Origin of the sequence: Litorivicinus lipolyticus (genome assembly GCF_009650135.1) — a bacterium.
GTDB classification, from domain to species: Bacteria; Pseudomonadota; Gammaproteobacteria; order Pseudomonadales; family Litorivicinaceae; genus Litorivicinus; species Litorivicinus lipolyticus.
Genome location: NZ_CP045871.1, coordinates 221,466 through 239,095, shown reverse-complemented (window position 1 = coordinate 239,095; position 17,630 = coordinate 221,466). Strand labels below are relative to the sequence as shown.

Here is a 17,630-nt window from a genome sequence, read left to right as displayed (position 1 = left end):
GGCGACCGGGCCGCCCTCGGGCGGCCTGGGTTATTCGAAAGGAAACAGATGAGCCCGATAGTCTTTGACCAGCTTCTGGGACTGCTCAATTTGAGCCGGGCTCATTTTTTTAACAATTTCTTCTTGGCTAATTGCCGCATCCGGATCGCCCCCAATGGCGGAAATGGTGTACCAGGCATAGCCACGAACCAAGTCAATACCGGTCAGGCCTCGGCCGACTTCGTAATACCACCCGATGCCGCTTTGGGCGCCCGCATGGCCGCGCATACTGGCACGCAAATACCATTCAAACGCGCGAATATCGTCGCGTTCGACCCCCAGCCCCAAGGCATACATGCTGCCGATCAATTCTTCGGCGTCAGCATTGCCAGTTTGGGCCATGGGATACAGCTGCACAAACGCGGCCGCATACTCGCCGCGTTCCATCATATTTTTTGCATCCTCAACGTCGCCTGCGTGTGCGAGAAACGACAAGGCTAGTGCTAGGACTGGAATGAAACGCATGTGGACCCCTTTATTTTTGTTGCTCACCAGCTTACCAGCCTTCGCCACCAGCGTGCCCTGGGCGCCGCTGTCGGCGGATGACTTTTTGCCCGTCGACCCGGCCCGGGTCGAGCTGGGGCGTCAGTTGTTCAAGGATCCCGTCCTCAGCGGTAATTTCAACATCAGCTGCCAAACCTGTCATTTGCCCGAATTCGGCAGCGCCGACGGCGTGTCGTTAAGCGTTGGCGAAGGCGGCATTGGCGAGGGCCCCAAGCGGACCGCCAACGCCGGCATCAAAAAACGCGTGCCGCGCCACGCCCCGCCGCTGTGGAATTTGGGGCACCGCTCGGTGACCCAGATGTTTTGGGATGGCCGGCTGTCGATTGACCCCAAGGCACCCAGCGGCTTTGACAGCCCGGCCGAGGACCGCCTGCCGCAGGGGCTTAATTCCCTGCTGGCCGCCCAGGCCGTATTGCCGCTGACGGCGCAGTTTGAAATGGCCGGCAACACCGGTGAAAACGAAGTCATCGGCGCCGCCCGCCAACGCATTGACTGGGCCTGGCCGGTGATCGTCGAGCGCATTATTGGGTTTGACTACTACTGGGAGCTGTTGCAAGCCGCGTACCCCGAGTTAACGCGGCGCCGGGATGTCGATATCAGCCACCTGGCGAATGCCATTGGCGACTTTATCAACCTTGAATTTCGCACGCTCGATGCCCCGATCGACCGCATTGCACGCGGCCAGGCGGTCCAGTTAAGCGACAGTGAGCAACGCGGCCTAGCATTGTTTTATCAAGACGGCAGTTGTGCCCAGTGCCATTCCGGGCCATTGATGACCAACCAGTCCTTTGTCTCGCTGGGGTTGCCACCAATGGGCCCCGGCCGCACGCGGCCCTGGGACCCGGTGGCCCGTGATTTGGGGCGCATGGCCCACTCCAATGACTGGAACGACCGCTACGCGTTTCGGGTACCCTCGCTACGCAACGTCGGAAAAACCGCCCCCTACGGCCACAACGGTGCCTATGCAACGCTGCGCGGGATAATCGAACACCATAACGATCCGCGCGCGGCGCTGGATCGCTACGATCGCAGCCAGGCCATCTTGGCCGACGCTGCGCACCTTGAACGGATTGACTGGATCGGTTTCGAAAATGCCCGGGAAATGGCGCGTTTGCGCGACTCTATCCAAGTCGAGCCGATGGGGTTATCGGCCCAAGACATTGACGATCTGATTGCCTTTTTGGGGCTGCTGGATTCGGAAGACTAACCAAAGCGCTCGCGCAGCAGATTTTTCTGCACTTTGCCCATGGTGTTGCGCGGCAATTCGTCAACAATGTGCCACGTTCGCGGCAATTTAAACGCCGCCATGGCGACACGGCAGGCCGCTTTGACCGCGTCTAAATCGAGCGTATCCTCGGCCACCAAGACCGCCACAATGCCTTCACCAAAGTCTGGGTGCGGCACGCCAATCACCGCACTCTCTTTGATCCCCGGCATGTCATTCAACACGTCCTCGATTTCCTTGGGGTAGACGTTGAGCCCGCCGGTAATAATCAAATCCTTGCCGCGGCCGACGATCGATACATAGCCGTCGTCGGACAGCGTCGCTAAATCACCGGTCACAAAGAACCCGTCATCGGTAAACTCCGACGCGGTTTTTTCCGGCAGTTTCCAGTAGCCGGCAAACACGTGATCGCCCTTAACCTGTAGCGAGCCAATTTCGCCGGCCGCACTGGGGGCGCCATCCTCGCTGACAATACGGGCCTGAACGCCCGGTAGCGCGGGCCCAACCGAACCGGCCCGGCGATCTCCATTGAGCGGATTGGAGCAGCTCATGCCGGTTTCGGTCATGCCGTAACGCTCCAGAATGCGCTGGCCGGTGCGCTCGAAAAACTGATCCGAGGTTTCCACTAACAATGGCGCGCTGCCGGATATGAACAATCGCATGTGGCCAGTCAACGCGCGGTCAAAACGTGCCTCACTCAACAGTCGCGTGTAGTAAGTCGGCACGCCCATCATCACCCGGGTCCGCGGCAATGCCTGCAAGACCGCCTCAACCTCGTATTTCGGCAGCAAAATCACCTTGGCCGCGTTGACCAAAGCCAAGTTCAAGGCCACGAACAAGCCGTGCACATGAAACAGCGGCAGCGCATGCAACAGCGTGTCCTCGGTGCTGTAATCCCAGGCCTGGGTCAGCATCTGCGCATTCGACAATAGGTTGTTGTGGGTCAGCATCGCGCCCTTGGGCTTGCCCGTGGTCCCCGAGGTGTACAAAAACGATGCCAAGTCCGATGGCGCACGCGCAACCGTGGCACCAAAGCGCCCTGTGTGGGCCTCGAACGCGGCCCGCAGCGAGCCGCCGTCCAAATCCAAAGTCTGGACCTGGAGACCGCCCAGACGCGCGGCAATGGCCTCGGCACCGGCTTGACGCGACGTCGTGCAGACGTGAATGACGGGTTCGGCGTCACTCAAGAAGTACTCAATTTCGCTGTCCGTGTAGCCCGAGTTCAGCGGCAAGTAGACACCACCGGCCTTTAAGCAGGCCAGGTACAGCACCACGTTCATGGCATCCTTGTCGACCTGCGCTGACAATCGCTCGCCCGGCTTCAAGCCCAAGCTGGCCAGCAAACTGGCCATCCGATCGACCGCTTCCAACAGCGCCTCGGCACGGGTTTCAGTACCATCTAGGGTTTCCAGAATCACCGAATCCGGGTCACGGGCCAGCGCGGTTTCGATGTGACTAAATAAATTTGAGCTCATGTTTTGGTCCTTAACGCAGCCACCGGCGCGCGCCGGTGGGATTTCAATTTAGGCGACACCGCGACCTCGCCACGGGCCATTAACGCCTCGTGGTTTTTAACAATGGTGTCCGCTTCGTAGAGGTAGTTGACCATGGCGCCAAAGCTGCGTGATTGGCCAGCCTCGCTTGAATCGGCCGATAGATTGATGCGCTCCAAACGCGCCCCATTGCCCAGGTGGAATCGCGCCACCGGGTCGATCAAGCGGCCACGTTCAAAGCTGGTGAGGTACTCGATGCACAGCCCCACAAAGGGCTCGTCGCCAGCTTGCTGACGCGCGCAACGTTCGGGGTCGCTGTCGACCCAGCGTTTCAGCCCCGGAATCGGCGACAAGGTCACAAAGGTTTTGATTTGCGGCGTGGTGTGGCGCATCACCTCGACCACCTGCTTGATCAAAAAGTTGCCAAAGGACACCTGAGCCAAGCCGGCCTGGCAGTTGTTGATCGAATAGAAAACCGCGGTATCAGCGTCCTCGGGATCGATTTCGCCGGCACTCAGTAACGGCTCGATTGCCCCTGACATGCCTTTGACCAAGGCCACTTCAACAAAGATCAGCGGCTCGTCCGGCATCGCCGGGTGAAAATATCCAAAGCAGCGGCGATCCTTGGCCAGGCGCCGGCGTAGATCGTCCCAGCCCTGAATTTCGTGGACCGACTCGTACCGAATCAGCTTTTCCAGCACATCCGCCGGGGTTTGCCAGCTGATTTGGCGCAACTCCAAAAAGCCCTTGTTAAACCAGCTTGAAAACAGATGCACAAAATCCGAGTGAATGCGCTTTGCAGTGGCCGCCGGCAGCGCCAGCCCGCGCAAGGACTCGCGCATGCGGATTAAGGACACGGTGCCGTCCGGGGCCGAATTCAACCGCCGAAACAGCTCTTGGCGACGCGGCTCACTGGCGTTGTGGACCCACACCGGATCGGCCTCAGGGTCGGCCTGATAATCGTCAATCGCACCCAACAAGGCGCTGCGGTCGACGCCCAGCTGGGCCTCCGTGGCCAACCAAAATTCCAACCGCTCGGTGTCATCAAAGGCGGCATAGGCTTCAAACACGTCACTGGCCAGGGCCAGGCCGCTGGCTTCGCCGCGACTGGAGACCAGTTCGTGACAGCGCTGCAACAGGCGCTCAACCGCGGTCCCTTCACGACTTTCCAACAGCTCCCGCGCCTTGCGCGAGATCTGGTTCAGCAGCCCCGAAATCGTTGGGCTCATGCCACGTCCGCCCGACAGGTTTCGAATAATGCACCCAGCCCCGGTACCGCACCGGCCAATCCCAAGGCCTGCATCATCGCAGCCCCAGTCGCCAGCGCCGCGCTGAGGGTCGGCACCCCAGTTTTATCTTGGATCAGTTGGATCGACGGCAGTGACGGCATTTGCACGCACGCCGAACCGACGATCGCATCAACATTGTTCAACGCCAGCTTTTGCGCCAGCGCCAGCGGCTGCAGCGGGTTTTGTGCAGCCACTTCAAGGTTGTCCGCAATTTCCAATGACAGCGCCTCCTGCACTTCGATCCCCTCGTGTTCCAGGTACGCCACCACCTTGGCCGTCAACGGCTTCATATACGGCGTAATGATCGCGACTTTTTTCGCGCCCATGGCGTGCAGTCCATCGACCAGCGCACCGGCCGAGGTAATCACGGGTGCCGCGCTGTCGTTACTCAAGGCTTGGTTTTCCAACCGGGCTTGGCTGACGCGGTGGTAACCCAGCCCCTGGGCCATGATCGCAACTAGACAGGCATAGCCCATGACGTCGACCGCGGCGTCGCTCAGTTCCAGCGCACAGCGGTCACTTTCCACGTCCATCGCCGCCAAGGCTTCAGGCGTCACGTGCTTCATGCGCATGCGCGATGAATGAAAGGTAAACCGCTCGCTGTACTGACCTTCGCGCTGACGAAAAATCGCCGGTATTTCGGTCTCCATGGTGACGTTGGAGCTGGGCACAATTTGACCGATACGGTAACTGCGCTTGCTCATACCGCGGTCCCCATCATCAGATCCGGCAACCAGGTCACGATGCCCGGGAACACGCTGAGGATCAAAATCGCCAGCACCATGCAGCCCACGTAGGGCGCCGAGCCTTTAAGGATTGTTTTCAGCGGAATTTCCGGCGCGATACCGTTGATCACATAGAGGTTCAAACCAACCGGGGGCGAGATCAAACCGATTTCCATGTTGATGGTCAAAATCACCGCGAACCAGTAAGGGTCAAAGCCGGCCGCCAAAATGATCGGCAGCAAAATCGGCGCCGCCATCAAAATCACCGCGACCGGTGGCAAGAAGAAGCCCGCCACCAGCAAGAACAGGTTGACGTACAACATCAGCACCCAGCGATTGACGTCCAGCGTGCCGATCCACTCGGCAATGGCCTGGGTAATGAACAGGCTGGACAGCATGTAACTAAACACGCCGGCGGCGCCGATGATTAACAGGATCATCACCGACTCTTTAGTCGAGTCGCGCAACATCACCCACAGCTGCGAAAAGTCCGTCATCCGGTAAATAATGATCGCCAGCAGCAAGCACAGCAGCGCACCCACCGCCGCGGTTTCCGACGGCGTCGCGACACCGCCATACAGCGCGTACAGAACTCCGACGATGACCGCCAAAAATGGCAACACACGCGGCAATACCTCAAAGCGTTGCTTCCACGTAAAGCTGCGGCCGCCCAGGGCGTCGACGCCGCCCTGCTTCCAGGTCGAATACACCGACCAGGCCATAAACAAGCCCACCAGCAACAGGCCCGGCACGACACCGGACAGGAACAAGCGCCCAATCGAGGTTTCGGTGGCGATGCCATACACAATCATGGTCACCGACGGCGGGATTAGGATGCCCAGCGTGCCGCCGGCGGCAATCGAGCCGGTCGCCACCGTGTCGGGATAGTTGCGTTTGCGCATCTCGGGGATGCCCATTTTACCAATCGCCGCACAGGTCGCCGGCGACGAACCGGACATCGCCGCAAACAGCGCGCAGGCGCCCAAGTTACTGATCACCAATCCACCGGGAATGCGCGTCAACCACCTATCCAATGCCTCATATAGGTCAGCACCGGCGCGGGTCGAGGCAATCGAGGCGCCCATCAAGATAAACATCGGAATCGACAACAAGGCGAAATTGTCGAGCTTGCCAAATAAGATTTCCGGCATCAGCTCGAGCGAGCGCACACCGTCAAAAACGAGCAAAAATATGGTCGAGACAATCAGCAGGCCATTGGCCACCGCGACGCCAGAAAACAATACAAATATGGTGACCGCCGCGACGATCAACCCTAGCAATAACGGATCCATTAGTGGCCTCCTCCGGCCAACTCAATCGCCTCGGCGGGCGTATCGACGGTATCAATCAAGTCCGCCACCAACTGCAGCGCAAACAACCCAAATCCAATCGGCATGACGCTGTATGGGATCCACAGCGGGACCGCATTGACGGTATCGCTGGTCCAATTTTTAGCCCAGGCGATGTGGGCCATTTCGTAGCCATAAAATGCCATGATCGAGACCACCACGATGCTGGCCAAGGCGGCCACAATCAGCAGGCCTTTGCGCAAACTCGGGGGCAACATAACGGCCACCAAATCCACGTTGACGTGACCTCTGAGGCGTTGGACATAGCCCATACCCAGCATGGTCGCGCCCAAAATTAGATAGATCACGGTCTCGGTCTGCCACGCAGTCGAGCCGTTCAATACATAGCGTATAAAAATCATTTGGCAGGTAATCGCAACCGCCACTACCACCATCATCGCAGCCGTGACGCCGACGACCTGATTAACTCGGTTGACCCAAGTGACGAAAAATCGCATGCCGTTCTCCAGAAAAAACGGGGCGCAGAACGCACCCCGCCGTAGGACCTACTCGACGTCCAGCGCCAAGTCCAAAAAGCGCTGACCTTCCGGATAGTCTTCAACAAACATTTTGTACGACGTTTCCTTAGCCAGATCACGCCAGGCGTTGAACTCGCCCTGACTCATTTCTTTGATCTGAACACCGGCCTTGCGATAGACGTCAACCGAGTTGGCGTCTTCTTTTTTCGCTTCAGCCAGGTAATAGGCTTCGGCTTTGGCCGCGCCTTCACGCAGTGCGGATTGCTGGGCACTGTTCAAACCGTCAAACGCACCTTTGTTCATCAGCAAGGGCTGGTACATAAACCACAGCGCGGTATCGCCGGCTGGGGTGTAGCAGCTGACCTGCTCGTAGACGCGGTATGACACAAACGACGATGATGAGGTGTTAGCCGCATCCAACACACCGGTTTGCATGGCGTTGTAGATCTCGCTGGACGCCATGGATGCAATCGATGCGCCTGCGCCGACCAGCATTTGTTCAAAAGCTTTACCCGCTGCACGGGTCTGAAGGCCCTTGATATCGTCCGGTGAGGTGATGCACTTTTCACGACCGACAAAACCGCCCGCCAGGTAGCCGTGGACCAGCACCATCACGTCGTCTTCGGCCATCACTTCTTCAATCGCGTCCATAAAGGGCGATTCGTTCAAGCGCGCTGCGTGGTCGTGGTTTTTAACCAAACCCGGCATCAGCGTCAGGTTATACGCCGGTTGTTGACCGCCGGCGTAACTCAGCGGTAACACCGTCATGTCGAGCTGGCCACGGCTCAGCGGCTTGTACTGCTCGCGCGGCTTGAACAAGGCTTTAGCGGGGAAAATTTTGATATCCAAATCAACATTCGCAGCGCTGACATGATCGGCGACCATTTGCGCGACTTTGTGGCGAACGTCTTTGGTTGACCATTGGTGCGACAAACGCAGTTCCGCCGCCAGGGCGCTGGACGAGGCCAGGCCGGCAGCCAACATTGCAGCCACTAGTTTTTTCGTGTTCATGAGACACTCCTTCTTTATAATTATTCGGTGCACGCTTTTTTGTATGCACAAATGAAGTTAGTGTATTCAAAGCGCCCGAGTCAATAGGAACCCCACCGGATGAGCAAGAACGCCACCGATCGAATTTTCGAGGCATTAGAAGAACGCATCGTCACCGGCACGATCAAAAGTGGCGAGCGCATTGACGAAACCGCCGCCGCCGAGCAATTCGGCGTGTCGCGGACCCCGGTGCGCGAAGCCTTCGCACGCTTGGCAGCATCGGATCTGATTGAAAAGCGGGATGGCCAGCGCGGCTATTTTGCCTCGGCCCCGTCGATTACACGGCTGATTGAAATGTTCGAAGTGATGGCGGAACTGGAAGGGATGTGTGCGCGGTTAGCATCGCGGCGCATGCGCACGGCGGACATCGAACGCCTCAAACTAGCCAACGAGGCCTGTCATGCCGCGATCGAAAACAATGACCCGGATTTGTATTACGCCTTGAACGTGGACTTTCACGAAATTGTTTATAACGGATGCGGCAATCGTTTTTTGGCGGATGAGACCCGCCAAATTCGCCACCGATTGAAATCGTACCGGCGCCTGCAACTGCGCGTCCGAGGACGCATGAATCAATCGTTAGGCGAACACAGCGCGATTATCGAGGCCATTGTCGCCGGCGACGCGGCGACGGCTGAACGGCTATCCAAGGCGCATGTGTCGGTTCAGGGCGAACGCTTTGCCGACCTGATGGCGCAGCTATAAGCCCTAAACTAGACGAACCACTGGGTGTGCAGGCTAGGCTGCTTGCGCGGTGCGGCTACCACCCCACCGAAACCAAACGCAGCCGCCAAAGCGCCACTCATGCTTTCAAACCAAGCTATAGTCACAGATGAATTTTTCATGGTCTTTACTCCCGCCACGTTGGCGTCAATAAGGTGAGGGGCGACTGGCCGCCTCTTGTGGATTCACTATAGGAACACTGCGCGATTCTGACTAAAGACATTTCGTCCCTTCGGGGTTAGAAAAACTAATCCATAAATAGCGCCCCACCCTAACGACCCTGTGCCGATCGTCGTCAGGCTGAAACAATCGACTGAAATGGTGTACAAAGAGACAGCGCACTTATTTTCGCAGACCGCTTGGATGGACTGAGTTATGAACGTTGCCTTACCCACCCCCGACAAGGGGCAGCACTCGCCGGTGCTGGTGTTGAACGCCGACTTTCGGCCGCTGAGCTACTATCCGCTGTCACTGTGGAGCTGGCAGGATGCGGTTAAGGCGGTGTGCTTGGATAAAGTCAGCGTGGTCGAAGAATACGACGATCAGGTCGCCAGCCCCTCTACCACCTTGACCTTGCCGTCGGTGATTGCACTGCGCGAATACGCCCCGCAATCACGCAGCGTCGCCTTTACCCGCTTTAATTTGTTCCTGCGCGACCGCTTCACCTGCCAGTACTGTGCCGAGCGATTGCCGCCCAAGGCCCTGACCTTTGATCATGTCATTCCGCGCTCATTGGGCGGCAAAACCAGCTGGGATAACATCGTGGCGGCCTGCCAACAGTGCAACCGGCGCAAAGCCAACAAACTGCCGCACAAAATTGGCATGCACCCGATTACCCCGGCCAAGGCGCCCACGGTGTGGCAACTGCAGCAACACGGGCGCTCGTTCCCACCGAATTTTTTACACCACAGCTGGACCGATTACCTGTATTGGGATGGCGCCCTAGAGTGCGACGAGCCGACCATTACGGCCTAGACTTTGCGCAGCGCCATGTAATTGCCAAATACCACCAGTGCACTGCCCATCACGGCTTCCAGCGTCCACTGATAGTCTTCAAAGACGGTGCTGATGGCCAAGGCCACGACCGGAAACAGCAAGGTTGAAAAGGCCGCACGTTCGGCGCCCCAGTCGCGGATGATTTTCATGTAGGCGGCGAACGCCACGATGGATCCGAATACCACCAAATAAGCAAAACTGACGACATAGTCCGCCCGGAAATCAAACACCAAGGGTTTGCCCCAAAACAGGCACAGCGCCAGCGTAAATAGGCCGCCATACAGCATGCCCCAGGCATTGCCCGCCATCAGCCCAATCCCGGCCTTTTGATTGCGTGCGTTGATGATATTGCCGGTGCTGGCACAAACGGTCGCGACCACACAAATCAGCAGCGCGCCGACCTCGGCCGGCCCATAGGCCAGATTGAAGATGTCGGGCATAAACAACAGTGACAACCCACAAAACCCAACAATGCCGCCGACCACGACCCGCAGCGGCACCGGGACCTTGAGGAAAACCCGTGCGCCAAACGCGTTCCAGATCACCATGGTGCTGAACATGACCGCGATCAGGCCGCTGGTCAGGTAGCCGGTGGCGATATAGAACAGGGCGTAATTGACCGAAAATAAGGTCACACCCTGAGCCAACACCCACAGGTGCTGACGCCCACGCAGCCGCAGCGACAGCCCGAACAGCCGACACCCCAGTAGCATCAGCGCCGCCGCCGCCAAAAAACGCCAGGCCACGCTGACCATCGGGTCGACCGTGCCCAGTTGAAATTTAATCGCGTACCAGGTCGAACCCCAAATCAATACGGTCAGTAAAAACAGGGACTTATCGTGGGGTCGCATGGCCAACCTTAGAGTGCATCAAGCTGCGCTTTGATCTGGGTCTGGCGGGCTATGTCAGCCATCTCACGACCGACACGCGGCGCCGCCTGCAATGCCGCGGCATAGTAACCGCGGGCTTCGTCCGGCTGCTTTTTGGCCAACATCAGATCGCCAAAGCCCTGCAACGCAATGAGGTTGTCTGGCTGTGCCTTGAGGACCGATTGAAACAGCGCCGCGGCTTCTTTTTTATTACCGACCGACAGCGGCCAGCCCGGCGCCTTGGCCAACAAATTGGCCAAAATGGCGCGTGCCATATGGTTTTGTCCGTCCGCCTCCAGCGATGCCAGCAGAGATTTCTTGGCTGCCTTGATCGCACCGAGCGCGCCGACGCCGCCTTTTTCACGTGCCACCGACGCGCCGATTGCGCCGCGCCACATCAACACTTCACTGGAGTCGTCCATCGCGTTGACGGCCGCCAAATGGCCTTCTAACTCGCTCAACTTGGCGCCCGCATCTTGGGTCTGCCAGCTGGTTTGGTCATAGGCTTGAATCAACTCGCCCAAATCAGCATGAACCGACACGCTGGCCGTCATCAACAGCGCCATTAACAATCGCATGAGGTTTCTCCGTGTTGTTTTTATGCCGGCACAGTGGCAGGTTTCGCGCATGAACCGAATTCCTCGAATCTTTACACACTCTGCCCCCCAGCACAGTAGCGCCCTAACACTGAGCGGCGATGACGCTCACTATTTGCTCAATGTGCTGCGGGTGAAGCCAGGCCAACACCTTGAATTGTTCGATGGCAGCGGCAGCGTGTGGCCCGCCAGCGTCAGCGAGCGCGGCCGGCGCGACCTGACTCTGGCGCTTGAACCGGTGCTTAGGGTCGACAACGAAAGCCCGCTGGACCTGACCTTGGAATTGTCGGTGACCAAAGGCGAGCGCTTCGAGTGGGCGCTGCAGAAAGCCACCGAGCTGGGCGCGCGACGTATTCAACCGATTATCAGCGAGCGCAGCGAAGCGCGCCTGTCCGCCGAGCGCCACAGCAAGCGCGAGGCGCGCTGGCACAGCATCATTGTCAGCGCCTGCGAACAGTCCAAACGCGCCGTGCTGCCTCAGCTTTTACCGCTGTCTGAACTCACCGAGTTGGCAAGCATCACCGCGCCGACTCTGGGGCTGGTGTTGGCACCCGGTCAGGGCCAGGCCTGGCCCAGCCAGTGCCCCGGTTCGCTGCGCGCGCTGATCGGGCCCGAGGGCGGGCTCAGCGACGACGAAATCGCATGGGCCCAAGCCCAGGGTTATCAGGGCATTGGCCTGGGGTCACGCATACTGCGCGCGGAAACCGCAGCCGTTACCGTCGCAAGCCTCTGTCAAAGCCGTTACGGAGACCTCGGCTAGGGTGTATTCTGCTCGCTCCACTACCTTAGGCTAGGAGCCGCGCGTGAGCCTCAACATTGGCATTTTGATGGACCCGATCGAGGGCATCAAACCCTATAAAGATACTTCGTTCGCCATCCTGTTGGCGGCCCAAAAACGCGGCGCCACACTGCACTACCTGACCCCGGCGGACCTGTCGCTGGATCGCGGCATCGCCATCGGCCGCAGCGCGACATTAACCGTGCGCGACCAAAACGAAGATTTTTATACCCTCGGCGACGCCAGCTTTAAGCCGCTGGGTAACCTGGACCTGCTGTTTATTCGAACCGACCCGCCGTTTGACAGCGAGTACCTGTACGCCACCCAAATCCTGGACATCGCAGAAAATCAGGGCGTCAAAGTCATCAACCGCCCAAGCTCGGTGCGCGACTGCAATGAAAAACTGTTCGCGACCTGGTTCCCCGACCTGATGGCGCCGACGCTGGTCAGCCGCAACGAAGACCAGCTGCGCGCATTTTACGCAGACCACGGCGACGTCATCTTCAAGCCGCTGGACGGCATGGGCGGACGCGGAATTTTCCGCATTGGCGCGGACGGCATGAACCTGGGTGCGGTCATCGAAAGCCTGACCGACAGCGGTCGCCACAGCATCATGGTGCAAAAATACCTGCCGGCGATTGTCGAGGGTGACAAACGCATCCTGATGATTAACGGCGAACCGGCGGATCATTGCCTCGCCCGCATCCCCAGCCAAGGCGAGACCCGCGGCAATCTCGCAGCCGGCGGCCGTGGCGTCACCCAGCCCCTGTCGGACAGCGATCGCGCGCTGGCTAATACCATTGGCCCGCACCTTCGCGAACGCGGACTATATTTAGTAGGTCTGGACGTGATCGGCGACCGAGTGACTGAAATCAATGTGACCTCGCCGACGTGCATGCGCGAGATCGATGCGGCCACCGGCAGCGACCTGGCGAGTGATTTATTGGAGGTGGTAACAGGACTGCTGTGACCCTAAGTATCGAGCACACTGACAAAGCACTCTGGGCCGGGCTGGGCATCGCCGCGCTCGCCCATGCCGCATTAATTGTACCCTTTTTGGTCGATCCAAAGCCGGCTCAAAGCCTGCGCTGGGCCGACATGGCCGTTACCATTGCCAACCCCAGCCACGACCAACGACCCGATGACGCCAGTTTCCAGTCGATCACCCAACAGCTCGGTGGCGGCGAGCTGACCACCCATCAGCGCCTACGCAGCGGCGACATTGGCCGCGACGCCGAACCCGACGCCGAGGCGACCGATATTGATGGTCGTGATCGCGGCGCGGACCGCGCGCAAAGTGCCGGTGTCATGGCCCGCGCCGGCGACGCTGAAACCCAAACCGGTGCCGGCGACCTGTGGATGGTTTACAGCCAAGCCGAAACCGCCGCCAAAAGCCAGGCCGAGCAAAAAGTGCTGGCCGACTACGACCTGTTATCCGAGCAACTGCGTGGCATGGGCGACGCCGATAGCCAACAGGTCGCGACCTTCAAAAGCGCTCAGGCCGGGTACATTAACCGCTGGCGCCAGCGCATCGAAACCATCGGCACACGGCGCTACCTGCAAGACGCAGGCTTAACCGGATCCGTCGAAGTCAGCGCGACCTTGAATGCGCGCGGCGAACTGATGTCCCAGCACATTGTCCACTCCAGCGGTGACCTGGCGGTCGACAAAGCGGCCCGTGAGATCCTCGCCAGCGCCTCACCGTTTGACCCATTCCCGGACGCCATGCGCGCCCGACTTGAGCGAATTACCATCACCCGTGTCTGGCAATTCCGCCTAGGGGGACCTACCCTAGCGCGATGACGCACCCCTTCGACCTTCGCGGTCAATTTTTGATTTCCATGCCCGGCCTGACCGGCGGCTTCTTTGAACGCAGCGTCATCGTCATGTGCGAACACGACCGCAACGGCGCCCTCGGGTTTGCCCTCAACAAACCCTCGGATTTCAGCCTGCTAACCCTGTTTCGCGACATGGACCTGGCGGTCACCGACGCCCTGAGTGATATCTTTGCGTTACTCGGCGGGCCGGTTGAAACCCAGCGCGGTTTTATCCTGTCCCGACATGCATTAGGCCAATGCTCCGAAGCCACCGACGGGCTGTACATCAACACCCACACGTCGGATCTGGTCGCCTACACGCCGCATCTGATTAGTGGCGAGGCCCTTTTTGTGCTCGGCTACAGCGGCTGGGACGCGGACCAACTGGCCCAGGAAGTTCGCGACAACTCATGGCTTGCGGCGCCCTACCGCGCGGATCTGGCGTTCAGCACGCCGCGCGACAGCTTGCTTGAACGCACGGTCGCCAGCCTCGGCTTTAGCTGGAACCAGCTGAGCGCAACGCCGGGCCACGCATGAGCGATTTATACCTGGCGTTTGACTACGGACTGACTCGGATCGGCGTCGCCACCGGCCAGACCCTGACCCGCACAGCGTCACCACTGACGGTCCTGAAAGCGCGCAACGGCACCCCCAACTGGGAGCACATCGGTGCCCTGATCAGCGAGTGGCAGCCGGCCGCATTGGTGGTGGGGTTGCCGATCAATATGGACGGCAGCGACAACCCCATCACGGTGCGGGCGCGCAAGTTCGCTAAACGCCTGCATGGCCGCTTTCACCTGACCGCGCATTTGGTCGACGAGCGCCTGAGCACCCAAGAAGCGCGTGGACTGACCGCGCGCCACGGCACCGATATTGAGCACGACGGCGCACTCGATACCGCCGCCGCGTGCGTCATCCTAAATCAGTTTTTGCAACACGCGCCCTAGGGAGTAAACTGCGCGCACCTTATCTGCCTGCAAGGACCTCCGGATGCCCTCGACCGCCGAACTGCAACTGACACCGGATGGCCGGCTCCGACATTTTTTGACCACCGAGGGCCTACCCGCCAGCCTAATGACCGAAATCATGGATCGGGCGGCGCAATTTTTGGGTGACACCCCGCGCGACCTGCGCAAGCTGCCGCTGCTGAAAGGCAAATCCATTGTTAACCTGTTCTTCGAAAACTCGACCCGCACCCGCACCACCTTCGAGATCGCCGCAAAAAGCCTGAGCGCCGACGTCGTTAACCTCGACATTTCGACCTCGGCCACGGCCAAGGGCGAAAGCCTGCTGGACACCCTAAAAAACCTTGAGGCCATGGGCGCGGACCTGTTTGTAGTGCGCCACAATCAAAGCGGTGCGCCGCATTTCATCGCCCAGCACTGCACCCCAAACCTGGCCATCGTCAATGCGGGGGACGGTTTGCACGCCCACCCCACCCAGGCCATGTTGGACATGTTCACCATCCGCAAACACAAGGGGGAGTTCGCCAACCTTAAAGTCGCGATCATCGGCGACATTCGCCACTCCCGCGTGGTGCGCTCACAGGTTCACGCCCTCGCCGGCCTCGGCTGCCGTGACATACGGCTGGTTGGCCCGGGCACGCTATTGCCGCGCCAAGGACTGGCCGGCACGCTGTTTGATCAGCTGCGGCCGGGGATCGAAGGGGTCGATGTGGTGATTTGTCTGCGCCTGCAAAACGAGCGCATGGACGCGGGCTTACTGCCCTCCGAAGCCGAGTTCCACGACAGCTACGGCATGACCTTGGATCGCCTGGCCTGGGCTGCGCCCGGCGCCATTGTGATGCACCCAGGGCCGATCAACCGCGGAGTCGAGCTGGACAGTGCGCTGGCGGACAGCGAGCGCAGCGTCATTTTGGACCAGGTCACCAACGGCATCGCGATTCGCATGGCGGTGCTGTCGATGGTCATGGGCGTCAAGATGGAGGCACTGGCATGAGCATACTGGACCTGGATTTTTACGACCTGGCGTGCCGACTGGGGCCACAACCGGGCCACACACTGGCGCTCGCCGAGCGCTGCGGCGTCAAGGGGTTATTGACGCCGCCGGACGAAGCCGTGGGCGCGCAAAACGGCAGCCTCGCGGTGCGCTCGTTGGCACCGATGACGGCCAATTTGGATGGCGAGCAGTTGGCCGAAATGGCCCGACTGCAACGCGGCGGTGCGGTTGGCGTTGGTCAAGGCTACGCGCCTTGGAAGAATACCCGAGTCCAACTAAACGCCATGCGCTATGCCAAAAGCCTGGGGCTGCGGGTGTTTCTATCGCCGCTGGACCCGGTGCTGGGCTTGGGCGTCGCCCACGACGGCGCGGTGGCCCAGCGCCTCGGCTTGGAAACCCAGCCCAGCGCGGCCGAAACCATCGCCCTGGCGCGCGACCTGCAGTTGGTCGCCGAGACCGGCGTGACCGCCCACATGGGGCGCCTATCCAGTGCCGAATCCGTGCGCCTGATGGCACGCGCTAAACACGAAGGCTTGGACGTGACCTGTGACGTGGCGATTACTCACCTGATGTGGGACGAGCGGCAGATTGAAGGCTACGACTTTAACTACCGACTGCAGCCGGTGCTGCGCAGCGACGAAGACCGCCAGGCGCTGATTGCCGGTGTTGAATCCGGCGTTATCGACGCCATTGTCAGCGACCACACGCCCTGGCCGGTGGCCGACAAGCGACTGCCCTTTGCCCAAGCCAAACCGGGCACGGAAACACTGGCGCTGTGGCGCGATGGGGTCAATGGACTGATCCGCCAAGGCGCCCTATCCGGCGCCCGCGTCGAACAGGCGTTAAACCGCGTGCCGCGCAGCCTGCTCGGACTCTAGGGTCCAGCGCAAACCATCGCGTGCCATGCAGACATTAGGGTTAATCGCCATCGCGGCATCCGCAATACGGTCCATGGCGTCGTCGTCCGCACGCGGGTGATGGTGATAGATCACCGGCGTCGCGACGCCGGCATTGGCGGCGACCGCCAAACACTTTTGCCAGGTCGAATGACCATGATCCGGCTGAAATTCGTCGTCATCAAAGGTGCAGTCGTACAGCATCACCTCGGCGTCGCGCACAAATGACTGCAACCGCGCCTGCATGGCCGCATCCGGTTCGATGTCGGTGATGTAACAGACGTCGCCGCCGCGGGCCTGGGCTCGATAACCCGTGGCCCCTTGCGGGTGCGTCAGCGCCAGCGTCTGAATATCAATGCCCGCCACCTGCAGCGCCGCGCCGGCCTCAAAATCGTGGGTCCGAAGCTGGCATCGAAACGCCCCCGGGGTAACCGGAAAGAACGGCGCCCGCATCAAGTCATCCAGCGCATCGACCAGGCGATTCGGCCACAGGTTGCCGACGTACAGGTGAACCTCACAGTCCGCCCGCCACAGCGGCTGAAAGAACGGCAACCCCATAATATGGTCAAAGTGCAGGTGCGATAACAGCACATGAAAAGTGCGCTGGCCGCGCGCCAAGCCCGCGTCACCGGCCTCGACGATGCCGCTGCCGGCATCAAATATCAGCGATTCGCCATCGCCGATTAACTCGACACACGAGGTCGCACCGCCGTAACGCTGAAAGGCTTTGCCGCTGCGGGGAATTGACCCGCGGGTCCCCCAAAAGGCGATCTGATGATTACTCATACACAGAATTACAGACGCCCGCGCCGCATTTGTCCACCGCAAATCGCGTCGCAGTGA

Annotated in this window: 21 protein-coding genes; 10 read left to right on the top strand and 11 right to left on the bottom strand. The window is 59.8% G+C overall.

What is annotated here, in order from left to right:
* Window positions 1-30: 30 nt before the first annotated feature.
* The gene (locus GH975_RS01225; RefSeq protein WP_153712759.1) at window positions 31-504 is read right to left on the bottom strand and encodes a tetratricopeptide repeat protein; all 474 of its coding nucleotides are present in this window, start codon (window positions 502-504) and stop codon (window positions 31-33) included.
* Between GH975_RS01225 and GH975_RS01220 the strand changes: the two genes are divergently transcribed.
* Window positions 494-1,750, top strand: a complete 1,257-nt coding sequence (locus GH975_RS01220; protein WP_153712758.1) for a cytochrome-c peroxidase — start codon at window positions 494-496, stop codon at window positions 1,748-1,750. The genes GH975_RS01225 and GH975_RS01220 overlap by 11 nt on opposite strands.
* Here GH975_RS01220 and GH975_RS01215 read toward each other — a convergent pair.
* From GH975_RS01215 to dctP, 6 genes are read right to left on the bottom strand one after another with little or no spacing between them, the layout of a single operon-like run.
* Window positions 1,747-3,243, bottom strand: a complete 1,497-nt coding sequence (locus GH975_RS01215) for an AMP-binding protein (RefSeq protein ID WP_153712757.1) — start codon at window positions 3,241-3,243, stop codon at window positions 1,747-1,749. The two genes, GH975_RS01220 and GH975_RS01215, sit on opposite strands and share 4 nt — an antisense overlap.
* On the bottom strand, window positions 3,240-4,490 hold the full coding sequence (locus tag GH975_RS01210) for a malonyl-CoA decarboxylase (protein WP_153712756.1): 1,251 nt from the start codon (window positions 4,488-4,490) through the stop codon (window positions 3,240-3,242). Before GH975_RS01210 ends, GH975_RS01215 begins: the two co-directional genes overlap by 4 nt.
* A complete protein-coding gene (locus tag GH975_RS01205; RefSeq protein WP_153712755.1) occupies window positions 4,487-5,254 on the bottom strand; it encodes a maleate cis-trans isomerase family protein in 768 nt (255 codons plus the stop codon). Before GH975_RS01205 ends, GH975_RS01210 begins: the two co-directional genes overlap by 4 nt.
* Entirely contained in the window at window positions 5,251-6,567 is a 1,317-nt protein-coding gene (locus GH975_RS01200) for a TRAP transporter large permease (protein WP_153712754.1), read from the bottom strand. The genes GH975_RS01205 and GH975_RS01200 overlap by 4 nt, the downstream gene beginning before the upstream one ends.
* Window positions 6,567-7,082, bottom strand: coding sequence for a TRAP transporter small permease (locus GH975_RS01195; protein WP_153712753.1), 516 nt, complete (start codon window positions 7,080-7,082; stop codon window positions 6,567-6,569). The genes GH975_RS01200 and GH975_RS01195 overlap by 1 nt, the downstream gene beginning before the upstream one ends.
* A gap of 48 nt (window positions 7,083-7,130) precedes the next feature.
* On the bottom strand, window positions 7,131-8,114 hold the full coding sequence (gene dctP, locus GH975_RS01190; protein WP_153712752.1) for a TRAP transporter substrate-binding protein DctP: 984 nt from the start codon (window positions 8,112-8,114) through the stop codon (window positions 7,131-7,133).
* Window positions 8,115-8,213: 99 nt separating this feature from the next.
* Between dctP and GH975_RS01185 the strand changes: the two genes are divergently transcribed.
* Complete coding sequence (locus GH975_RS01185) at window positions 8,214-8,858, top strand: GntR family transcriptional regulator (RefSeq protein ID WP_153712751.1); 645 nt, start codon at window positions 8,214-8,216, stop codon at window positions 8,856-8,858.
* A gap of 8 nt (window positions 8,859-8,866) precedes the next feature.
* Here the strand turns inward: GH975_RS01185 and GH975_RS12210 are convergent, their stop codons facing one another.
* On the bottom strand, window positions 8,867-8,998 hold the full coding sequence (locus tag GH975_RS12210; RefSeq protein ID WP_272482787.1) for a hypothetical protein: 132 nt from the start codon (window positions 8,996-8,998) through the stop codon (window positions 8,867-8,869).
* Window positions 8,999-9,251: 253 nt separating this feature from the next.
* On the opposite strand from GH975_RS12210, the gene GH975_RS01180 reads away from it, so the two are divergent.
* Window positions 9,252-9,851 (top strand): HNH endonuclease, encoded by a 600-nt coding sequence (locus GH975_RS01180; RefSeq protein WP_153712750.1) that lies wholly within the window; start codon window positions 9,252-9,254, stop codon window positions 9,849-9,851.
* Here GH975_RS01180 and GH975_RS01175 read toward each other — a convergent pair.
* Together GH975_RS01175 and GH975_RS01170 are read right to left on the bottom strand one after the other, a co-directional pair.
* Window positions 9,848-10,723: a DMT family transporter gene (locus GH975_RS01175; RefSeq protein ID WP_153712749.1), complete on the bottom strand. Its 876-nt coding sequence runs from the start codon at window positions 10,721-10,723 to the stop codon at window positions 9,848-9,850. The two genes, GH975_RS01180 and GH975_RS01175, sit on opposite strands and share 4 nt — an antisense overlap.
* A gap of 8 nt (window positions 10,724-10,731) precedes the next feature.
* Window positions 10,732-11,319, bottom strand: a complete 588-nt coding sequence (locus tag GH975_RS01170) for a tetratricopeptide repeat protein (RefSeq protein ID WP_153712748.1) — start codon at window positions 11,317-11,319, stop codon at window positions 10,732-10,734.
* Here GH975_RS01170 and GH975_RS01165 point away from each other — a divergent pair.
* From GH975_RS01165 to GH975_RS01135, 7 genes are read left to right on the top strand one after another with little or no spacing between them, the layout of a single operon-like run.
* A complete protein-coding gene (locus GH975_RS01165) occupies window positions 11,318-12,097 on the top strand; it encodes a 16S rRNA (uracil(1498)-N(3))-methyltransferase (protein WP_153712747.1) in 780 nt (259 codons plus the stop codon). The genes GH975_RS01170 and GH975_RS01165 overlap by 2 nt on opposite strands.
* 43 nt (window positions 12,098-12,140) lie before the next feature.
* On the top strand, window positions 12,141-13,085 hold the full coding sequence (gshB, locus tag GH975_RS01160) for a glutathione synthase (protein ID WP_153712746.1): 945 nt from the start codon (window positions 12,141-12,143) through the stop codon (window positions 13,083-13,085).
* Complete coding sequence (locus GH975_RS01155) at window positions 13,082-13,918, top strand: TonB family protein (protein ID WP_153712745.1); 837 nt, start codon at window positions 13,082-13,084, stop codon at window positions 13,916-13,918. The genes gshB and GH975_RS01155 overlap by 4 nt, the downstream gene beginning before the upstream one ends.
* Window positions 13,915-14,469, top strand: a complete 555-nt coding sequence (locus GH975_RS01150; RefSeq protein ID WP_153712744.1) for a YqgE/AlgH family protein — start codon at window positions 13,915-13,917, stop codon at window positions 14,467-14,469. The genes GH975_RS01155 and GH975_RS01150 overlap by 4 nt, the downstream gene beginning before the upstream one ends.
* Window positions 14,466-14,879 (top strand): Holliday junction resolvase RuvX, encoded by a 414-nt coding sequence (gene ruvX / locus GH975_RS01145; RefSeq protein ID WP_153712743.1) that lies wholly within the window; start codon window positions 14,466-14,468, stop codon window positions 14,877-14,879. Before GH975_RS01150 ends, ruvX begins: the two co-directional genes overlap by 4 nt.
* Window positions 14,880-14,922: 43 nt before the next feature.
* On the top strand, window positions 14,923-15,891 hold the full coding sequence (locus tag GH975_RS01140; RefSeq protein WP_153712742.1) for an aspartate carbamoyltransferase catalytic subunit: 969 nt from the start codon (window positions 14,923-14,925) through the stop codon (window positions 15,889-15,891).
* Entirely contained in the window at window positions 15,888-16,769 is an 882-nt protein-coding gene (locus tag GH975_RS01135; RefSeq protein ID WP_153712741.1) for an amidohydrolase family protein, read from the top strand. The genes GH975_RS01140 and GH975_RS01135 overlap by 4 nt, the downstream gene beginning before the upstream one ends.
* On the opposite strand, the gene GH975_RS01130 is transcribed toward GH975_RS01135, so the two are convergent.
* Entirely contained in the window at window positions 16,734-17,573 is an 840-nt protein-coding gene (locus GH975_RS01130) for an MBL fold metallo-hydrolase (protein ID WP_153712740.1), read from the bottom strand. The genes GH975_RS01135 and GH975_RS01130 overlap by 36 nt on opposite strands.
* Between the last annotated feature and the right edge of the window lie 57 nt (window positions 17,574-17,630).